The organism is Marinitoga piezophila KA3 (assembly GCF_000255135.1).
Taxonomy (GTDB): domain Bacteria; phylum Thermotogota; class Thermotogae; order Petrotogales; family Petrotogaceae; genus Marinitoga; species Marinitoga piezophila.
This window is the reverse complement of the sequence record NC_016751.1, coordinates 696,489-716,291: the sequence shown is the minus strand read 5'-3', so window position 1 is coordinate 716,291 and position 19,803 is coordinate 696,489. Positions and strand designations below refer to the sequence as shown.

The window sequence follows — 19,803 nt, the reverse complement described above, 5'->3', positions numbered from 1 at the left end:
TTATTTTAATATTTTAGTTCGAAACCTTTTGTTTTTAATTTTTGGCTGATTTGCTCTCTTGTAACAATTTCATCATCATATGTGAGTTCAACTGCTCCAAATGCAGGTTCAATTTTGAATTTCTTTATTCCATCAATACTTTCGAGAATTTCCTTTATAACTTCTGCATCTTTTTCATTTCTAAAACCTTTTATCATGTACATGTTAAATGTTTCTGCCATGTTATCACTCTCCTTTTGTTATATTTTTTAGTGTATCCCCTATATTTATTTTTCTTCCATTATATGCATCATAGAAATTTATGGGTTTTTTTCCGGGAAATTGAATTTTTTTTACATAAATTGTTCCTGAACCGGTAGCAATTTCAGCACCGTTTTTGTCGATGTTAAGAATTTTTCCGGGTAAATCATTTTTGTTGTTATTATGTGGTAATACATTAAATAATTTTATTATTTCATCATTAAATAAAGTTTTTGCTCCTGGAATGGGATCATACGCTCTTATTTTGTTGAAAACAATCATATTATTTTCATACCAATTTATATATGTATCTTCATTGGTGATTTTATGTGCATATGTTGCTTCTGCATCGTTTTGAGGTGTAAGGTTTTGTGTATAATTTTCGAAATTATTTAAAAAATCAATTAAAGCATCAATACCAAGCTTTTCCAATTTTTCATAAACACTTTCAAGATTATCTTCAAGTAATATAGGTATTTCTCTCATTAGAGCAATTGGTCCAGCATCTAAAGCTTCTACAATTTTGAATATTGTAATGCCTGTTTTTGTTTCTCCGTTTTCTATAGCTCTTTGAATAGGTGCCGCACCTCTATATTTTGGTAATAAAGAAGCATGAACGTTCCAGCAACCATATTCTGGCAATTCAATTACATTGCTTTTTAATATTTTGCCAAATGCAACTGTAATAATTATATCAGGTTTTAATGATTTTAATGCTTCAAATCCCTTGCCTTTATTAACACTTTTTGGTTGAAAGATAGGAATATTATATTTTTCTGCGACTTTTTTTACAGGTGTTGGCTGAAGTTTTTTGCCACGTCCTTTTGGTTTATCCGGTTGTGAAAAAACTCCAACAACATTAAAATTGTTTTTTATTAATCCTTCTAAATGTGATGCTGCAAAATCAGGTGTTCCCATAAATACTATTCTCATGGCAGATCAACTTCCCCTAATTCTTTAGCAATTTTTCTTCCTTCTTTCATTAATTCGTTTATTTTTGACTTAACTTTTGCTTTTGCAGCTAACCCAACTCTGTCGATAAACAGTTTCCCTTCAAGATGATCATATTCATGCTGGAAAATTCTTGCTGTATATTCATGCAATTCTTCTTCAACTATTTCGCCATTTTCATTTGTATATTTTACAATAATACCTTCTGGTCTTTTTACATTTAAAAATATTTTTGGAATACTTAAACAGCCTTCTTCAAATGAAACTTCTTCACCAAGAAATTTTATTATTTCAGGATTAATAACTTTTCTTAATTTATTTCCATCATCCATCACGAAAAATCTTCTACTAATACCTATTTGTGGTGCTGCAAGGCCAACACCATCTTCTCTGTACATCATTTCTGCCATTTCTTCAAGAAATTCTCTAAATTTATCATCTATTTTCTCCACTGGTTTTGCTTTTTTTCTTAAAACAGGGTCTCCAATTAATCTAACCTTGAAATCCATTATTCTCCTCCTTCAAATTTTTCTTTTAAAGAATTTAAAAATTCAAAATCTGTTAAGAAAGATTTTATAGGTGTGATTGACACATAATTTTCTTTTAAAACATAATAATCAGAATCGGGTTCATTGTCATCTTCAATTATTTCTCCAAGCATCCAGTAATATGTATTTCCAAAAGGATCTTTTCGTGCTTCAAAATAGTCTTTATATCTTCTTCTACTCTGTCGCGTTATTTTAAAACCCTTTAATTCTGAATATTCTACGCTTGGAACATTAATGTTAAGTGCTGTGAATTCGGGAATATCAAGAGAACATTTGTCAAGAAAGTCAAGGATAAATTTAGCTGCTGTTTCATAATTTGGATTTTGATAGTCTGATGTGGAAATTGCAATAGAAGGAATTTCATTCATAGCTCCTTCTAAAGCACCTGAGACTGTTCCTGAATAGAGTAAATCAGTTCCAAGATTAGGTCCTTTATTTATACCACTAATTACCATATCAATTTTTACATCTTTAAATATAGCATCTAAACCTAATTTTACACAATCTGCTGGTGTTCCGTTTACAGCATATCCTAAGAATTCATCATTGGAATATATTTTTTTTGCCCATAGAGGGTTTCTTATAGTGATAGCGTGTCCTGTGGCACTTCTTTCAACGTCAGGTGCAACAACATATACGTTATGTTTTTTTTCAAGATGTTTTTTTAATATATATATTCCCGGTGCCATTATACCATCATCATTTGTTACAAGAATATTCATTATATCACCTCAAAATTACAATTTTTATAAAACTTCATTCACAAACTACTGTAATAATGATTATACCATGTGTACTTTAAAAAAAATGGATTAGTTGCTTTAAACTTTAAAGAAGTCTGTTCAGGTTAAATTAAAATAATATATTTAATAAAAACGCTTTAGTATAGTTCTTGAAATAAAAAGAAAAATATGATAATATGCATGTGCAATTTTCTAAGGATTGTGATATAATTATGTTGAAAATGAAAATTCTTGAGGAGGTGCTTTTGTGAAAAAATATATCTGGCTAATTATTTTTTCAATACTTGTTGTTAACGTTTTCTCGTTGAATTTAAATGAGATAAAGACCTATTATGTGGAATATATAGATAAGTATAACAGCCATTCTGAGGATTTAAACTGGTTTTTTACTGAAATGAAAAATATGGGGCTTTATAAATTCTATAAATCCCAGATGGTAGGAAGTGCTGAGTATACAGATAGACCTTCATATATTTCAAAACATCTTTCTTCAATTGCAAGTCAGCACAAATTTGATTCTTTAGAGCAGGAAATAGCATTTTCAGGATTTTTAAGTTATGTTCAAAATGTTCTTGCAGGAAAGGATATGTCTGAAGAAAGTATTAGATCATTACCTGCATTTTATCTTGCAATGGAAGAATATTCTTCATATTTACAGGATACAGGATTTTTGTATATAAAGAATACAATTGCATATTCATTAGGGCTTGTAAAAGATTCGCCAAATAAAACGTTGACTAAAAGAAGAATGAAAAATAGAAATGCAGAATTAGAATTTCCTGAATATTATACATATGAAGGAAAACCTGATGCATTTTTTGATAAAATTATTGAAGAAAATAAAGATGTACTAAATGAAGGAATTTTAGAGATATCCAAAACAAGATTAACAGGAGAAGATCTTGAAATAGAAATAGATGATCTTGCCTCAAAGGTTTTATCTTTTGTTCCAGAAACAATAAAAAATGATACAAAAGCTGTTATAGATATATTCCTCGATAATGCAAAGATTGAAAGAAGCAATGATTGGATAAGGTTTGCTGTTTATGCTGGGTTAATTATATTAATTTTATTGCTTAAAAAGAAGGATCTTTTCCAGTGGTTATTCCTCGGTATAGTTCTTGTTGAAAGTGTATATATAATAAAATATTTTGATTTTACAAAAGATATAACAACTGCATTTATTTATGGTTCATTCTTCGTGGTATTCTTTGCCATGATTTTAATTACAATGTTCTTCCAGGCTTTTGGAAGAAATATGCACTGGTTAAGGAGAGTTATAAATGTATCTTTACTTGTGTTAATATTGCTTATTGTTAATGTTCCTCTTGTAAAAGATGTAAAAGAGGTAAGAATGGATGAAAACCCAGATTTTCATAATTCTATTATGCAGAAGGCTTTATTAAATGATGTTTTATTATTCCCTCATGCTTTTGTTAATAAAGATATAGCATTTATTGGCTCACAATTGTCCGCAGAGTATTCTGAAGCAAGAAATATATATACAATATCTTTAAAGAAATTTTTAGTGGATTCAGGAAAAAAGAAGATTTTAGATTATGTTAATTTTGAAGATGGAAAGGCTTCTATTGATATTTTAAAACAGGGATTGTATTATGATAATAAAGATGTATATAATGAAATATTCAGTAATTATAAAAAAGCATTAGAAGAATTTGAGAGAAATTCAAAAATTCGACAAAAAGATATAGATTCAAGATTAAAAGAGTATAATGCACATATGAAAAATATTTTGATTTATTCTGATGATGTTTTTGCCAATACTTTAAAATCAAACATTGAAAGTAAAATGATAAAAACCAATGTTTTAAAGGACTATAAAGCTAACCTGTTAAATGTATTTTCGGAAGAAAAGGCAATTCCAATTGATTTAAAAGCTTTGATTTCAGACTGGGGAACAAAGGTAATGTTATTGTTGATACTTGGTTTTATATACTTCTTTGTAAATGAAAAGATAATGTTTAAGTTAGTAGGATTGGGTATTATGACAGTTGCTTCAATTCTTGCATTTATAAAACCTGGTACAATTGAAGTATTATCAGAATTTAAATATCCAGTTTTAAATGCCACAATGTTTAGTGTTAATACTACATTTGGTATATTAATGTTATTATTCACCGCACTTAGCGGATTATTAATCCTAAATTTTCATAAAGGGAGGTAAGGTATATGAAGAAAGCAGTTCTTTTCTTATTGGTATTGGCATTTGTAGTTTCTTCATTTGCATTTAAGGTTATTATGGTAACAGACGTTGGGGGATTAGGTGACAAGTCATTTAATGATGGTGCTTGGGCAGGAGTTTTAAGAGCAAGAGATAAATACGGAATTGATGTTCAGGTAATTCAGTCAAAGGAACAGAGTGACTATGTAGATAACCTTTCAAACGCTGCAAAAGAAGCAGATGTTGTTATTGCTGTAGGATTTATGATGAGTAATGCATTATTTGACGTTGCTCCACAATACCCAGCAACAAAGTTCATAGGTATTGATATTGCTCCACCAGAAGGAGGAAATGTTCCAAAGAACATTCAATTATACTTATTTAAAGAACAGGAATCAGCATTCTTTGTAGGTTACTTAGCAGCTGCTATGACAAAAACAGGAAAAGTAGGATTTATTGGTGGTATCGCTATTCCACCAGTTGAAAGATTTAGATATGGTTATGTAGCAGGTGTTAAAGCATACAACGATATTTATGGAGAAAATGTAGAAGTTATTGTTGGTTATACAGATTCATTTACAGATGCTGCAAAAGGTAAATCAATGGCATTAGCACAATTTGACCAGGGTGCAGATATCATCTTCGCAGCAGCAGGTGCTTGTGGAAATGGTGTTATTGATGCTGCAAAAGAAAAATCATTAAAAGTATACGGTTTAGATGCAAATGCTGATTTAGCAAAAATTGTTGATGCTTACTATGAAAAAGGCGAAGGATACTTTGCAATTGGTGTTGACTCAGACCAGGATTACATGGCACCAGGTTATGTTTTAGCAAGTGCTTTAAAGAGAGTTGACAATGCATCATATTATGGTGTAAGAGATGCATACAGAAACAGATTTAAAGGTGGATTAGAAGTATTAGGTGCACAGGAAGATGGTGTTGGATTATCACCAATGAAATACACAAAAGGTATGGTTCCTTCAAGAATCTTAGCAGAAGTTGAATACTTAAATTATGCAATTAAAACAGGTATGTTAGTAGTTCCTGATAATGAAAATGATTTAAACAACTTCACAACAGATATCGAATTTCCATTTTAATTGAATTTTATTGATAGTAATACAGGGGGCGGGTTATTCCCGCCTCATTTATAAATTTAATTGTTAATACTTTATGAATATTGTGAGATATTCATAAAGTATTAACAATAACTAATAGCAGCTTGTTCAGGAGGTGTAAAAGTTGAGTATAGATCTTTCTTCTATTAATAAAAAGGAATACGCTGTAATAATGAAAGATATTGTTAAGCGTTTCCCTAAAGTTCTCGCAAACGATCATGTTAATTTTTTAGTGAAAAAGGGAGAGGTTCATTCTATAATCGGTGAAAACGGTGCAGGAAAATCAACATTGATGAACCAGCTTTATGGACTTTATACACCAACATCCGGAGATATTTATATTTTTGGTGAAAAAAAGGTGTTTAAAGGTCCAGGTGATGCCATAAAAGCTGGTATTGGTATGGTTCACCAGCATTTTATGCTTGTGGATACATTAACAGTTGCAGAAAATATAGTTCTTGGTTCTGAACCAAAAAGAGGAATGACATTTGATTTAAAAAAGGCCAGAAAGGAAGTTAAAGAACTTTCAGAAAAATACGGTTTGTTTGTAGATGTTGATGCAAAAATCGAGGATATACCAGTAGGTATGCAACAGAGAGTTGAGATTTTAAAAACCATTTATAGAGGTGCTGAAATCTTAATTCTTGATGAACCTACAGCAGTTTTGACTCCACAGGAAACAAAAGAATTATTTGAAATTATCAATAAACTTCGTGAAGATGGAAAAACAATTATTTTTATTTCTCATAAATTACACGAAGTTATGGAAATTAGTGATAATATTACTGTTATGAGATTGGGTAAAGTTACAGGGCATGTTGCAGCTAAAGATACAAATGCAAGAGAACTTGCTAATATGATGGTTGGTAGAGAAGTTGTTTTAAGAGTAGAAAAATCTGAAAAGGAACCTGGAGACACCATTGTTGAAGTTGAAGATTTATGGATAAAGGATAATAGAGGTTTAGATGCAGTTAGAGGTGTATCATTTAAAATAAGAAAAGGTGAAGTTCTTGGAGTTGCTGGTGTTGCAGGTAATGGTCAAACAGAGCTTGTAGAAGCTTTAACAGGGCTTAGAAAAATAGAAAATGGAAAATACTTATATAAAGGTGAGGAGGTTTCAAAGAAAACCGTTAGAGAATTAAGAGAAAGAAATATTGGTCATATTCCAGAAGATAGATTTAAATATGCTATGGTTAAGGAATTTCCAAATTATTACAATATGATTCTTGGGAAGCATTATAAAGAACCATTTGCAAAGAATGGATTTTTAAACCATGATGTAATTTATAAGAATGCAGATATTCTTGTAAAAAGATTTGACGTAAGGCCACCAGATAGAACAATACCAACAGGAAATCTTTCAGGAGGTAATCAGCAAAAGGTTGTTATTGCAAGAGAGGTTAGCTTTAATCCGGAATTTATAGTTATTGCTCAACCTACAAGAGGTCTTGATGTTGGAGCTATTGAATATGTTCATAAAGAAATCTTGAATCTCAGAGAAAAAGATGTTGCTGTATTACTTGTTTCAATGGAACTTGAAGAAGTATTATCTCTTTCTGATAGAATAATTGTTATGTATGAAGGAGAAATAATGGGTGAAGTTAAACCAGATGAGGTAACAATAGAAGAAATAGGGTTAATGATGGCTGGTCATAAATTAGAAGATATAAAGCTTGAAGAAAAGCTGTCACATGGAGGGGATTCAAATTGAAAAATAAAATCTCTAAAAATGCAATGAGTATTCTCGTTCCAGTAGTATCTGTTATAATTGCGTTATTTATAGCAGCAATTGTTATTTTATTAATAGGTAAAAATCCTATAAGTGCATATTGGGTTATGTTGAAAGGGGCATTTGGAGATAAGGCAGCATGGGCAGCAAATATCTCAAAAATGATGTCGCTTGTATTAACAGGTCTTGCTGTAGGATTTGGTTTTAAAGCAGGTATATTTAATATAGGTGCTGAAGGACAAATGATGATGGGAGCTATAACGGCTACTTTTGTTGGAATAAATTTAGGTAATGTTTCACCTGTATTTGCTATTCCGATAACAATGCTTGCAGGAATTTTAGGTGGCGCATTCTGGGCATCAATAGCGGGTTACTTAAAGGCAGCAACAGGTGCACATGAAGTTATTACAACAATAATGCTTAACTGGATAGCTGTGTATTTAACAAATTACTTTGTTGTTGGTCCTTTAGCTGTTGGTCAGGGAGTTCCAAAGTCACCTGAAATTGCTCAAAGTGCTCAACTTCCACCTTTAATGACAGTTCAGGCGAATACATTACCATCAGGTATAATTATTTCAATAGTAATGGCATTTCTGGTTTATATATTACTTGAAAAAACAACAACAGGTTATGAAGTAAAAGCGGTAGGTTATAATCTTTATGCAGCAGAAGCAGGAGCAATTTCTTTAAAGAAAAATATAGTGTTAACAATGGCTATTAGTGGTGCTTTAGCAGGATTAGCAGGTGCTTTGGAAGTAATGGCTATTCATCATAGGATTTTTGCTGATTTCAGCGGTGGTAAAGGTTTTGATGGTATATCAATTGCATTGATTGGTCAGAATAATCCAATTGGAATCATCTTTGCAGCATTCCTTATATCTTCATTAAGAACAGGTTCAAATGCCATGCAATTTGCAAGGGTTCCAGATGATATAGTTACAATAATTCAAGGTATTATTATATTCTTTGTTGCAGCAGATAGAATTGTTAGAACATGGATTTTGAAATTTTCATCCCCAAAAGGTGGTGAATCTAAATGAATGTATTTGAAGCTATAATTGCAAGTTTAACAAGTCCGGTATTTTATAAATTGATGTTAATGAGTGCAACTCCTTTAATATTTGCAGCTTTAGGTGGTGTTTTTAGTGAAGTTACCGGTGTTACAAATATTGCTCTTGAAGGTATTATGAAATTAGGAGCATTTACAGCTGTTGTTTTTACATTTTACACAGGTAACCCATGGATAGGATTAGCAGGAGCTTTAATTGCTGGAGTTCTATTTTCATGGCTTCATGCATATGTTTCAATTAGATGGAGTGCAGATCAGATTGTTAGTGCTACAGCTTTAATCCTTATTGCTACAGGTTTAACAGCATTTTTAATGGAACCAATATTTGGACATTCAGGACAAACAGACTTTGTTGCAAAGATTCCAAAAGTAAAATTTGAAGCTATACAAAATGTACCTTTTATCGGTGAAATATTCGATGAAATGAGTATTTTTGTATATCTCGCATTTATAGCAGTTGCTTTAAGCTGGTTCTTAATTTATAAAACACCTTTGGGATTAAGAATGAGAGCAGTTGGTGAAAATCCAAAAGCAGCAGATACATTGGGTGTAAATGTATTTGGAATTAGATATTTTGGTGTTTTAATGAGTGGATTGTTAGCTGCATTTGGTGGAGCATATTTAAGTATAGGTGAATTAGGACAATTCCAGGAAAATATGCCAAGTGGTAAAGGGTTTATTGCATTAGCAGCTATGATTCTTGGTAACTGGAATCCTGTTGGTGCAATGTGGGCAGCGTTGCTTTTCGGAGCTTCTGATGCTTTAAATATTCAATTGCAATCTATTCTTGATATACCACCAGAAATGAAAGCTTTACTTAATTTATTACCATTCTTGGTAACAATAATTGTTGTTAGCGGATTTGTTGGAAAGACAAGACCACCAGCAGCAGATGGTATCCCATACGAAAAGGAATAATTTTAATATAATAAAAGCGGAATCCAGATTTGGATTCCGCTTTTATTATTGGTTATAATACTTTTTTTCCTTCAATATAAACACTTTCAGCTTTAGCTCTAATATCAAATGGATGATAATTCCAGATTGCAATATCGGCATCTTTTCCAGGTTCTAATGAACCAACTCTATCATCGATTTTTAAAATTTTTGCACCATTTATGGTAAGCATTTTTAATAAATCCTCTTCTTTAGCTCCGTATCTCATCCCGAGAGCAGCCTGAACATTCGCATGTTCTAAATGCAATACAGGATGATCACACATTAAACCTGCTAAAATACCTTTTTCATTTACTATTCTTAATAAGTCGAAAGACATATCTTTTAATTCTAATTTTGTTCTAAAGCCAAATAATGGTCCTACAACAAGAGGAATATTCTTTTCTTTTATATAATCTGCTATCTTATATGCTTCAGTTGCATGTTCAATTACCACGTCAAATCCAAATTCTTCAGATAATCTAATAGCTGTTAATATATCATCAGCCCTATGAGCGTGAATTCTTGCAGGAATTTCTCTTTTTAACACTTTTTCACCAATTTCCATCTTTAAATCATATTCATTAAAATCTTCTTTTTCTTTCTTTTTCATATAGTTTTTAACTTTTAAAAAGAATTCCCTTATTACAGCAACGCTTCCAAGTCTTGTTGCTGGCATTTTGTTTTGATTTCCATAAACTCTTTTAGGATTTTCCCCCATTGCCATTTTTAATCCTGCAGGTTCTTTTACTATCATTTCATCTACTATATTTGATCTAAACTTTAAAATTGCTCCCTGTCCTCCGATTGGATTTGCACTTCCAGGTAAAACCATTACTGTAGTTACACCGCCTTCTAAAGCCCTTTTAATAGCAGCATCTTCTGGATAGAAAGCGTCAATTACCCTTACCTGTGCGGTGTTTGGATCTGTCATTTCATTTCCGTCCTGATATGACATTCCCACACCTTCCTCGAATACACCAATATGTGAATGAGCATCTACAAATCCTGGAAACAAAAATTTTCCAGAAACATCTACAATTTCATCTGCTTTTTCATCTATTTTTTCTGCAATTTTTTTGATTTTTCCATTTTCAACAAGTAAATCACCTTTAAGTGGTTTTGAAGTAATAGGATAGATAGTTGCACCTTTAAATAAAATCTTCATAAAAATCCCTCCTGTTTGAATAAGATATTTATATTGATTATATCATATTTTAATTCGTAAAGCAAATTAATTTCTTACAAAAAATTAACATTCACACCTAATATATATCTATATTGATTTTGAATTTTTTCTACCCGAATTATCGGAAATGCATACATATTGTATTTTAACATATAATATGATACAATATATCGTGCTATAGAGAAAAATGGAGGTGGGGAAATGAATTTGATTTATGATTATCTTGAAAACAGGGATTGGAAGGTTAGGGAAAATTCCAATATGCAGTATTCGCTTCAAGGATTGAATAATCATATACATCAGGAAATAACAAAGGAATTCTGGCTTAATGAAGTATATGATAAATACAACAAAAAAATTAGTGAGTATCATAAAAGGGGATTTATGCATATACATGATTTAGGTGCTTTATCCGCATATTGTGTTGGATGGGATTTGGAAGACTTATTGAGGCGAGGATTTAATGGGGTTCCTGGCAAAGTTGCATCAGGGCCAGCAAGACATTTTAGAACAGCATTGGGACAGATAGTTAATTTTTTATATACAATGCAGGGTGAAGCTGCTGGAGCAGTCGCCTTCTCGAATTTTGATACCTTATTGGCACCATTTATAAAATACGATAATCTTTCATATGAACAGGTAAAACAGGCAATGCAGGAATTTATATTTAACATGAATGTGCCTACAAGGGTTGGATTTCAATCTCCATTTAGCAATATAACAATGGATTTAACAGTTCCGTCTACTCATAAGGATAAACATGTAATTATTGGTGGGAAGGAAAGAGAAGAAACATATAGCGAGTTCCAGATTGAAATGGATATGATAAATAAAGCTTTTATAGAGGTAATGCTTGAGGGAGATTATGATGGAAGACCATTTTCATTTCCTATTCCAACATATAATATCACAAAGGATTTTAATTGGGATAGTGAAGTTGCAACAATGATAATGACAATGACAATGAAATATGGAACGCCATATTTCGCCAATTATATTAATTCCGACATGAATCCAGAAGACGCACGTTCAATGTGCTGTAGGTTAAAACTTGATAATAGACAGGTAATCAATCATATGAAAGAATTGTCTTTTGGTTTTGTTAATGCAGATAAAGGAGAAAAAGAAGAAACAGAGGTTAAGAGAAGAGGAGGGTTATTTGGTTCTAATCCATTAACAGGTTCTATAGGTGTTGTTACTGTAAACATGCCAAGGTTGATGTATTTGTCTAACGGAAATAAAGAAAAATTTTATTCATTACTTGATGATGTAATGAATATAGCAAAGGAAAGTCTGGAAATAAAGAGGCAATATGTTGAAGAATGGACGAAACAGGGATTGTATCCATATACAAAGGTTTATCTTGATAATGTATATCAATTGACAGGTCAATATTGGGCAAATCACTTTTCCACAATAGGGTTTGTTGGTATGCATGAAGGATTGCTTAATTTTGGAATAGAAGATGGCATAGTAAATCCAGAAGGAAAGAAATTTGCTGAAGAGATAATGAATTACATGCTTGATAGATTAAATGAATTTAATAAAGAGACAGGTAATTTGTATAATCTTGAAGCTTCACCAGCTGAAGGAACAACATATAGACTTGCAAAAATAGATTTAAATGAATTTAAGGATATAAAACATGCCGGAACTGAAGAAAATCCATATTATACAAATTCTGTGCATCCTCCTGTGAATTATTTTGAAGATCCATTTGACTTACTTGAACATCAGGAAGGGTTGCAAAACAAGTGGACTGGTGGAACGGTAATACATATATTTGTTGGGGAAAAAATTACAGATGGCGAAGCATTGAAGGAATTTATAAGGATAGCTTTTGAAAACCATTCATTGCCATATATGAGTATTACGCCAACATTTTCAATATGTCCTGATCACGGATATATTGCAGGAGAACATTTTGAATGTCCATATTGTGGAAAGAAAACAGAGGTATATTCACGTGTAGTGGGATATTATAGACCAGTGCAAAATTGGAATGACGGTAAACAACAGGAATATATGGAAAGAATACAGTTCAGATTGAATAAAGAGATTATCAGGGGATGATAAAATGATTATTGCCGGTATTAGAACGTTTAGTTTTGTGGATTATCCGGGAAAGATTTCAGCTGTTTTATATACAGGTGGTTGCAATTTCAGATGTTCATGGTGCCATAATTGGAAAATAGCATATGCCGATGATTATAAAAAATTAAACGAGGAAGAAGTATTAAATAAATTAAAGGGTTTGAGAAAAAGATTAAACGCAATATGTATTACAGGTGGTGAGCCTACAATACATAAGGATTTGCCAGATTTAATACGTAAAATAAAAAATCTTGGATATAGTGTTAAATTGGATACTAATGGGACCAATCCAGAAATGTTAAGAAAACTTGTAGAAAGTAATTTAATTGATTATGTGGCAATGGATATAAAAGCAGATTTTAAGAATTATACAAAGTTAATTAGCAGGAATTATTCATTTGAAAAAGAAATAAAAGAAAGTATAGACATTTTAAGAAATTTAAATATAAATTATGAATTCAGGATGACATATGTTCCTGGTTTATCGAAGGAAGAAGATGTTGAATTTTTTGAAGAATTTTTATTGTCAGATGAAAAAGGATATATAACAATAGCCAATTCAACAGAGATATTTGAAATAAATAAAAAAGGAATAGATCTTAATGTAAAAAAATTAATTTTAAGGTAATCCGTTGTGGGTTACCTTATTTTTTTATGATATAATATAATGTGAATAAAATTTCGTAGGAGGAAAATATGAAGAAATATTATATAATAGTAAATCCACATTCTTCTGGCGGAAAAGCAAAAGAAAAATGGAAAGTAATTGAAAAAAAATTAAAAGAATTAAAGATAGATTTTGAGAAAGTTTTTACCAGTAGAAGAATGCATGCATATTCTTTAACAATTGAAGCAATAAAAGATGGATATAAACGCTTTTTAATAGTAGGTGGAGATGGGACGGTAAATGAAGTTGTTAACGGTTTTTTTTCTCAAGAATTTGAAAAAACAGAAAATTTATTAATAGGTTTAATTCCAACGGGAACTGGAAATGATTGGGGGAAAACAGTAGGAATTCCAGTGGATATATATGAAGCAATAGATGTTTTAAAACATGAAAAGGTATATACGCAGGATGTTGGGTTTGTAAAATATTATAATGATGAAAAGGAAGAAAAAAGATTTTTTGTGAATATTGCCGGCATGTTTTTTGATGCTGAAGTTACCAGAAGAACCAATAATTCTAAGGATAAAAATAAAAGTTCTTCCTTTTCATATCTTTTAAATTTATTATCTTCTTTATTTAAATATACATCGCAAAATGCAATTATTTCATATGAAAATAAAAGTTTAAATAAAAAGATTTTTTCAATGGCGGTTGGTATATGTAAATATAGTGGCGGGGGAATGAAAATGGTTCCAGAAGCAATTCCGGATGACGGTAAGTTAGATGTAACAATAGTAAATGATTTACCAAAATGGGTAGTCGTTCAAAAAATTAAAAAATTATTTGATGGAAGTTTTATAAAGGAACCATGGGTGGATTATTTTAGAACGGAAAAATTATCAATAAATTCTCAGGAAAAAATATATCTTGAAGTTGATGGCGAAAGTCTGGGGCATTCGCCATTTGAATTTGGTATTATAAAGAAAGCATTAAATGTTTTGGTAAAATAAAAAAGATAGGGGTGGAAATGTTATGATACCAACATTGGTAAATGCTATAGCCGTTGTTATAGGAAGCTTAATTGGATTATTCGCAAAAAAGAATATTCCTGATAGATTAAAGACTATTCTCTTTTATGGTGTTGGTTTGACTACTCTTGGAATTGGTATTAAAATGACAATGGAAGTAAATAATTTTCTTATAGTGTTGGGTTCAATGGCAATAGGAGGGTTAATAGGCGAAATTTTAGATATAGAAGGTTGGTTGAAAAGAATAGGAGATTCTATGCATGAAGGAGATTTTTCAACTGGATTTGTAATGTCCTCTATATTATTTTTAGTTGGACCTTTAACAATTATAGGTTCTATAACAGCAGGCTTAACTGGAGATGGAACGTTAATCTATACCAAATCTTTATTAGACGGAATCTCGTCAATGGTATTGGCATCAATTTATGGTTTAGGGGTTATGATTTCTGCCGGCTCTGTTTTAGTAGTTCAGGGAAGTATAGTGTTATTAGCCTCTACTTTATCTTTTTTAACAAATGAAATATATTTAAATGATCTTGTAGCAGTTGGTGGATTAATGGTATTAGGGCTTGGATTTAAAATATTGGAAATAAAAGATGCCAGAATAGGTAATTTTTTACCGGCATTAATTGTTTCGCCAATTCTTGTGTGGATTGTAACCTTATTTAAATGAGTGAGGTGTAATAATGAAATTAGTTGAGGATATTAAAAATATATATGATGAAGCAAAACCACTTGTGGAAAAACGATGGAGTGAATTTGTTGAACTTGGGAAAAATGGAAGTGAAGAAGAATTATTTTCTGAATTATGTTTTTGTATTCTTACAGCCAATTGGAGCGCCAAAGGAGGTATAAAAGCTCAAAAAGAAATAGGAATAAATGGTTTTATAGAACTTCCTCTTGATGAATTGGAATTAGCTTTAAGAAAGGTTGGACATAGATTTCCAAGAGCGAGGGCCCAATATATTGTTTCTAATAGATGGATTATTGGAAAGATAAAACCTTTGTTTTTCCTTCCTTATTATCATTTTAGAGAATTTATAGTTAATAATATAAAAGGAATAGGTTGGAAGGAAGCAAGTCATTTTTTAAGAAATATTGGGTATGGAGATGTTGCTATTTTAGATAAGCATATTATGAGATTAATGCTTGAAAATCAATTAATTGATGAAATTCCAAAAGGTGGATGGACTAAGAAAAGATATCTGGAATACGAAAAACGCTTAAAGGTTTTAGAAGAATATTTTAACGAACCAATAGGGAAATTAGATCTATATTTATGGTATCTTGTAAAAAAGGATGTAGATAAATAAACGAGAGGTAGGGGGATTAACCATGAATATTCTCGTTGTAGAAGATTCAAAGCTTGAAAGACTTTATTTAAAGGATTTCTTTAAGAAATTTAATTATAATGTGTTGGTGGCATCAGATGGATACGAGGCACTGGAAATACATAATAACCAGAATATCGATTTAATGGTGCTGGATTTAATTATGCCAGGCATTAGCGGGTTTGAAGTGTGTGAAGAAATAAGGAAAAAAGAAAATGATTCAGATCATTATACATATATAATCATGCTAACAGGAAGAACCGATAAAGAAGATATAATAAAAGGACTGGAAATAGGTGCAGATGATTATGTAATTAAACCTTTTGATGAAAATGAATTAAGAGTACGTATTTCTGTTGGTGAGAGAATAGTATCAATGTATAAAAAAATATTGGAATTAAATAAAAAACTTGAATATGAATCTACTCATGATGATTTAACAAAAATCTATAATAGAAAAGAGATTTATTCCAGATTGAAAAACGAATTATCAAATAATCCAATTATTGCAATTCTTGATCTCGATTTTTTTAAAAAAATAAATGATACATATGGACATTTAGCCGGTAATTATGTATTAAGTGAATTTGCGAAAATTGTAAAAGAGATTGTAGGTGATTTTGGAGAATTTGGAAGATTTGGTGGAGAAGAGTTTTTAATATTTTTTAAAGGAAATATTTTAGAATCACAGGCTCTTGAAATATTGGAAAAAATTAGAAATATAATATATATGTATGATTTTAACTTTGAAGGACAATCAATAAAAGTTACTGTAAGTATAGGAGCAACCAGAAATAATGGTCAATATAACATAGATCAGATTCTTGCAATTGCAGATGATAATTTATATGAAGCTAAAAAAGAAGGAAGAAATAGAATTATATATAAATAATTCTATATATAAGAAAGGTGGGAATTATGGAATTTCATAAAATAACGGAAAATGTATATTACATTAGCGATACAACAAATATTGGTGTAATAAGGATAAACGATAATAATGATGTGTTAATTGTAGATAGTGGTAGTGATGATTCAAAAGGAAGACGAATAGTAAAAATATTAAAGGAAAATGGTTTTCAGGTAAAATACATTATTAATACACATATGCACGCGGATCACATAGGTGGTAATCACTTTATACAAAAGCACAATCCAGAAGTAAGAATAATTTCAACAAGAGCTGAAATGAGCATAATAGAAAATCCAATATTTTTGCCTTATTTTCTCTATTCGGGAGCATATCCTGTAAGAGATTTAAGAAATAAATTCTTATTGGCAAAACCATCTAAAATAACGGATATTATTGGAATGGATGATAATACTGTGAAAGTAGAAGATGCTGAAATAGGAATAATTCGTCTTGATGGTCATACAGAATTTCAAAAGGGAATAGTTTATGAAGATGTATTATTCTGTGGAGATGCATTAATTTCAGAAGAATTATTGGAAAAACATAAAATACCCGTTAATGTAAATATAGAAAATGCAAAAAAAACATTATTAAAACTGAAAGAAACAAATTATAAATATTATCTTCCGGCTCATGGAACTTTAATAGAAGATATAGAATCATTAGCAGAGAAAAATTATGAAAGAATAAAAGAAATAGAAAATAAAATCCTTGAATTTGTGGATACAGAAAAGAGCACAGAAAAAATAGTATCTTACTTATTATATAGTTATGATTTAAATATAACAAATGCAACATTATATTATTTATATAATACTACAATAATGGGGTATCTTGGACATTTAAGAGATAATAAAAAAATAGACTTAATAGTAAAAAATAATACAGTTTACTGGAAAATAAAATAGCTACGGTTTAACCGTAGCTATTTTATTTATTGCATTATTGTTTAAAACTTTTAAGAGAAATAGCATTAACAGGACAAACAGATTGACATTGAAAACACATTAAACATTCTCTTGCTTCTATTTTCCTTTTTTTACTATCAAGGGTTATAATTGTATTTGTTGGACAAACCTGCTGACACAATCCACAGCCAATACATTTTTCTTCATCGATTTTCAATTTTGTGAAGGATTTTTGGGATAAGAAGCTAAGCATTGTTCCATAAGGACAGAGGTGTTTATGCCATAATTCTTCTTCAAAGAATAAAGTAATTAATGTAGCTGTCCCTATAATATACAATAAAATATTTACTTTGATTTTAAGCATTTTTGTAACCGCAAAAGCGCCTATAAACAATGCTAACATAAAATACCTTACAATCTTTGATTTTAAAAATGCAGGAGCTTTAAAACGTTTAATTTTAAGTTTTTTAAATATAAAATCTATAGGTTTAAATACAGTATTTATAGGACATACCCACCCACAATAAAAGCGGCCAAAAAATGGAGAAATTAATAAACCAGCTACAAATACAAACATCCATTTTACAAGCTTATGATTCTTTAAAAGCATAAAAAATAATATAAAAAACGCAATTTGTGAAATATACATCAAAATAATTGTTAAACTAAGCTTTTTTTTCATAAAAAACGCTCCTTTCTGCATATTATAAATTTTCCTATATATATTATATATGTTCACATATATATAAATGTGTGATTAAAATCACGGTTAGAATGAATATAATCAGATATTTTTTGTCTAAATTAAAACATAAAATTAACGATTACTTATACACAACTATCTTAAATATATGATATAATTTCTATAGAATATGTTTAAATTTAAAATCAATTCAATTAGGAGGGGTTATTATGGATACAATTCTAAAAATAACAGATGGAATTTATTATGTAGGTGTAAATGATAGAGACACACATTTATTTGAAAATATGTGGCCATTGCCAAAAGGTGTAACTTATAACTCATATATAATAAAAGATGAAAAAAATGTATTAATTGATACTGTAAAAATTTCAAAGGTAAATGCATTTATTGAAAAGATTTATGATATTCTTGATGGTGGAAAACTTGATTATCTTGTTATTAATCATATGGAACCTGACCATTCAGGAGCAATTGAAACAATAATGCATGAATTTCCTGAAATGAAAATAGTTGGTAACAAAAAAACATTTGAATTTTTAAAGGCATTATATGATATTGAAGATAATCTATATGAAATTAAAGATGGAGATGAAATAGATTTAGGAAAACATAAATTGAAATTCTTTTTAACTCCTATGGTACACTGGCCAGAAACAATGATGACATATGAAATAACAGATAAAATAATATTTACAGGTGACGCATTTGGAGGTTTTGGTTCACTTGATGGTGGGGTATTTGATGATGAAGTTGATATTGAATATTATGAAAATGAAATAAGAAGATATTATTCTAATATAGTTGGAAAATTTGGTCCAATGGTTCAAAGAGCAATGAAAAAGGTTGGAGGACTTGATATTGAAATAGTTGCACCAACACATGGTCCTGTATGGAGAAGTAACCCTGGCCGAATATTGGAATTATACGACAAATGGAGTAAATATGAAACAGAAGAAGGTGTTGTAATAGTATACGGAACTATGTATGGAAATACAGAAAAAATGGCAGACTATATTGCACGTTGCCTTGCTGATGAAGGAATTAAAAATATCAGAGTTATGAATTCGTCAAATACTCATGAATCATATATTATAAATGAAATATGGAGATTTAAAGGTGTAATCTTAGGAACAAATACATATAATAATGATATCTTTCCACCAATGGAAAAGGTAATTATAAATTTAGCCCATAAAGGTATTAAAAACAGGGTATTTGGAGTATTTGGAACATATGGATGGAGTGGCGGTGGAGTAAAAGGTATTGTAGAATACATTAATAAAAACAAATGGGAAATGGTTGCAGATCCAGTTGAAGTCCAATTTTCAGCTAAAGAAGAAAGTTATGAAAAATTAAGAGAATTGGCTAAAGCAATGGCAAAAAGAATAAAAGAAAATTGAATAAGTTGAATTTAAATCCTCTGCATTTTTTGCAGAGGATTTTTTTTAAGTTTTTTCTAAGTAAGTTCTAAGTTTTCTTTAAGGTTTATAAGGTATTATAATGGTGTCGAA

General features: G+C 30.3%; 19 protein-coding genes. 13 read left to right on the top strand and 6 right to left on the bottom strand.

Annotation, left to right across the window (positions count from 1 at the left end):
- Positions 1-5: 5 nt before the first annotated feature.
- From MARPI_RS03465 to surE, 4 genes are read right to left on the bottom strand one after another with little or no spacing between them, the layout of a single operon-like run.
- The gene (locus tag MARPI_RS03465) at positions 6-221 is read right to left on the bottom strand and encodes a heavy-metal-associated domain-containing protein (protein ID WP_014296213.1); all 216 of its coding nucleotides are present in this window, start codon (positions 219-221) and stop codon (positions 6-8) included.
- Between the two features lie 4 nt (positions 222-225).
- Entirely contained in the window at positions 226-1,173 is a 948-nt protein-coding gene (gene fmt / locus MARPI_RS03460; RefSeq protein ID WP_014296212.1) for a methionyl-tRNA formyltransferase, read from the bottom strand.
- A complete protein-coding gene (gene def / locus MARPI_RS03455; RefSeq protein ID WP_014296211.1) occupies positions 1,170-1,700 on the bottom strand; it encodes a peptide deformylase in 531 nt (176 codons plus the stop codon). Before def ends, fmt begins: the two co-directional genes overlap by 4 nt.
- Entirely contained in the window at positions 1,700-2,461 is a 762-nt protein-coding gene (gene surE / locus MARPI_RS03450) for a 5'/3'-nucleotidase SurE (protein WP_014296210.1), read from the bottom strand. The genes def and surE overlap by 1 nt, the downstream gene beginning before the upstream one ends.
- 268 nt (positions 2,462-2,729) lie before the next feature.
- On the opposite strand from surE, the gene MARPI_RS03445 reads away from it, so the two are divergent.
- The 5 genes from MARPI_RS03445 (at position 2,730) to MARPI_RS03425 (ending at position 9,498) form a co-directional block, all read left to right on the top strand.
- Positions 2,730-4,667 (top strand): hypothetical protein, encoded by a 1,938-nt coding sequence (locus tag MARPI_RS03445; RefSeq protein ID WP_014296209.1) that lies wholly within the window; start codon positions 2,730-2,732, stop codon positions 4,665-4,667.
- A gap of 5 nt (positions 4,668-4,672) precedes the next feature.
- Entirely contained in the window at positions 4,673-5,764 is a 1,092-nt protein-coding gene (locus MARPI_RS03440; RefSeq protein ID WP_014296208.1) for a BMP family lipoprotein, read from the top strand.
- Between the two features lie 190 nt (positions 5,765-5,954).
- Entirely contained in the window at positions 5,955-7,493 is a 1,539-nt protein-coding gene (locus MARPI_RS03435) for an ABC transporter ATP-binding protein (protein ID WP_050899175.1), read from the top strand.
- Positions 7,494-7,501: 8 nt separating this feature from the next.
- Positions 7,502-8,551, top strand: a complete 1,050-nt coding sequence (locus MARPI_RS03430) for an ABC transporter permease (RefSeq protein WP_369804767.1) — start codon at positions 7,502-7,504, stop codon at positions 8,549-8,551.
- Positions 8,548-9,498 carry an ABC transporter permease gene (locus MARPI_RS03425; protein WP_014296205.1) on the top strand — a complete coding sequence of 317 codons (951 nt, stop codon included), beginning with the start codon at positions 8,548-8,550 and terminating at the stop codon, positions 9,496-9,498. Before MARPI_RS03430 ends, MARPI_RS03425 begins: the two co-directional genes overlap by 4 nt.
- 52 nt (positions 9,499-9,550) lie before the next feature.
- Here the strand turns inward: MARPI_RS03425 and MARPI_RS03420 are convergent, their stop codons facing one another.
- Positions 9,551-10,684: an amidohydrolase gene (locus tag MARPI_RS03420; RefSeq protein ID WP_014296204.1), complete on the bottom strand. Its 1,134-nt coding sequence runs from the start codon at positions 10,682-10,684 to the stop codon at positions 9,551-9,553.
- 222 nt (positions 10,685-10,906) lie between these two features.
- Between MARPI_RS03420 and MARPI_RS03415 the strand changes: the two genes are divergently transcribed.
- The 7 genes from MARPI_RS03415 (at position 10,907) to MARPI_RS03385 (ending at position 17,586) form a co-directional block, all read left to right on the top strand.
- Positions 10,907-12,778 carry a ribonucleoside triphosphate reductase gene (locus MARPI_RS03415; protein ID WP_014296203.1) on the top strand — a complete coding sequence of 624 codons (1,872 nt, stop codon included), beginning with the start codon at positions 10,907-10,909 and terminating at the stop codon, positions 12,776-12,778.
- 4 nt (positions 12,779-12,782) lie between these two features.
- Positions 12,783-13,427, top strand: a complete 645-nt coding sequence (locus tag MARPI_RS03410; RefSeq protein WP_014296202.1) for an anaerobic ribonucleoside-triphosphate reductase activating protein — start codon at positions 12,783-12,785, stop codon at positions 13,425-13,427.
- Between the two features lie 68 nt (positions 13,428-13,495).
- Complete coding sequence (locus MARPI_RS03405; RefSeq protein ID WP_014296201.1) at positions 13,496-14,416, top strand: diacylglycerol/lipid kinase family protein; 921 nt, start codon at positions 13,496-13,498, stop codon at positions 14,414-14,416.
- A gap of 22 nt (positions 14,417-14,438) precedes the next feature.
- Positions 14,439-15,107 (top strand): DUF554 domain-containing protein, encoded by a 669-nt coding sequence (locus MARPI_RS03400; protein WP_014296200.1) that lies wholly within the window; start codon positions 14,439-14,441, stop codon positions 15,105-15,107.
- A gap of 10 nt (positions 15,108-15,117) precedes the next feature.
- A complete protein-coding gene (locus MARPI_RS03395; protein WP_041638477.1) occupies positions 15,118-15,747 on the top strand; it encodes an N-glycosylase/DNA lyase in 630 nt (209 codons plus the stop codon).
- A 22-nt stretch (positions 15,748-15,769) separates the two neighbouring features.
- On the top strand, positions 15,770-16,657 hold the full coding sequence (locus MARPI_RS03390; protein ID WP_014296198.1) for a GGDEF domain-containing response regulator: 888 nt from the start codon (positions 15,770-15,772) through the stop codon (positions 16,655-16,657).
- 26 nt (positions 16,658-16,683) lie between these two features.
- On the top strand, positions 16,684-17,586 hold the full coding sequence (locus MARPI_RS03385; protein ID WP_014296197.1) for an MBL fold metallo-hydrolase: 903 nt from the start codon (positions 16,684-16,686) through the stop codon (positions 17,584-17,586).
- A gap of 34 nt (positions 17,587-17,620) precedes the next feature.
- Here the strand turns inward: MARPI_RS03385 and MARPI_RS03380 are convergent, their stop codons facing one another.
- Entirely contained in the window at positions 17,621-18,268 is a 648-nt protein-coding gene (locus MARPI_RS03380) for a 4Fe-4S binding protein (protein WP_014296196.1), read from the bottom strand.
- Positions 18,269-18,498: 230 nt separating this feature from the next.
- Between MARPI_RS03380 and MARPI_RS03375 the strand changes: the two genes are divergently transcribed.
- Positions 18,499-19,692: an FprA family A-type flavoprotein gene (locus MARPI_RS03375; RefSeq protein ID WP_014296195.1), complete on the top strand. Its 1,194-nt coding sequence runs from the start codon at positions 18,499-18,501 to the stop codon at positions 19,690-19,692.
- Positions 19,693-19,803 lie beyond the last annotated feature (111 nt).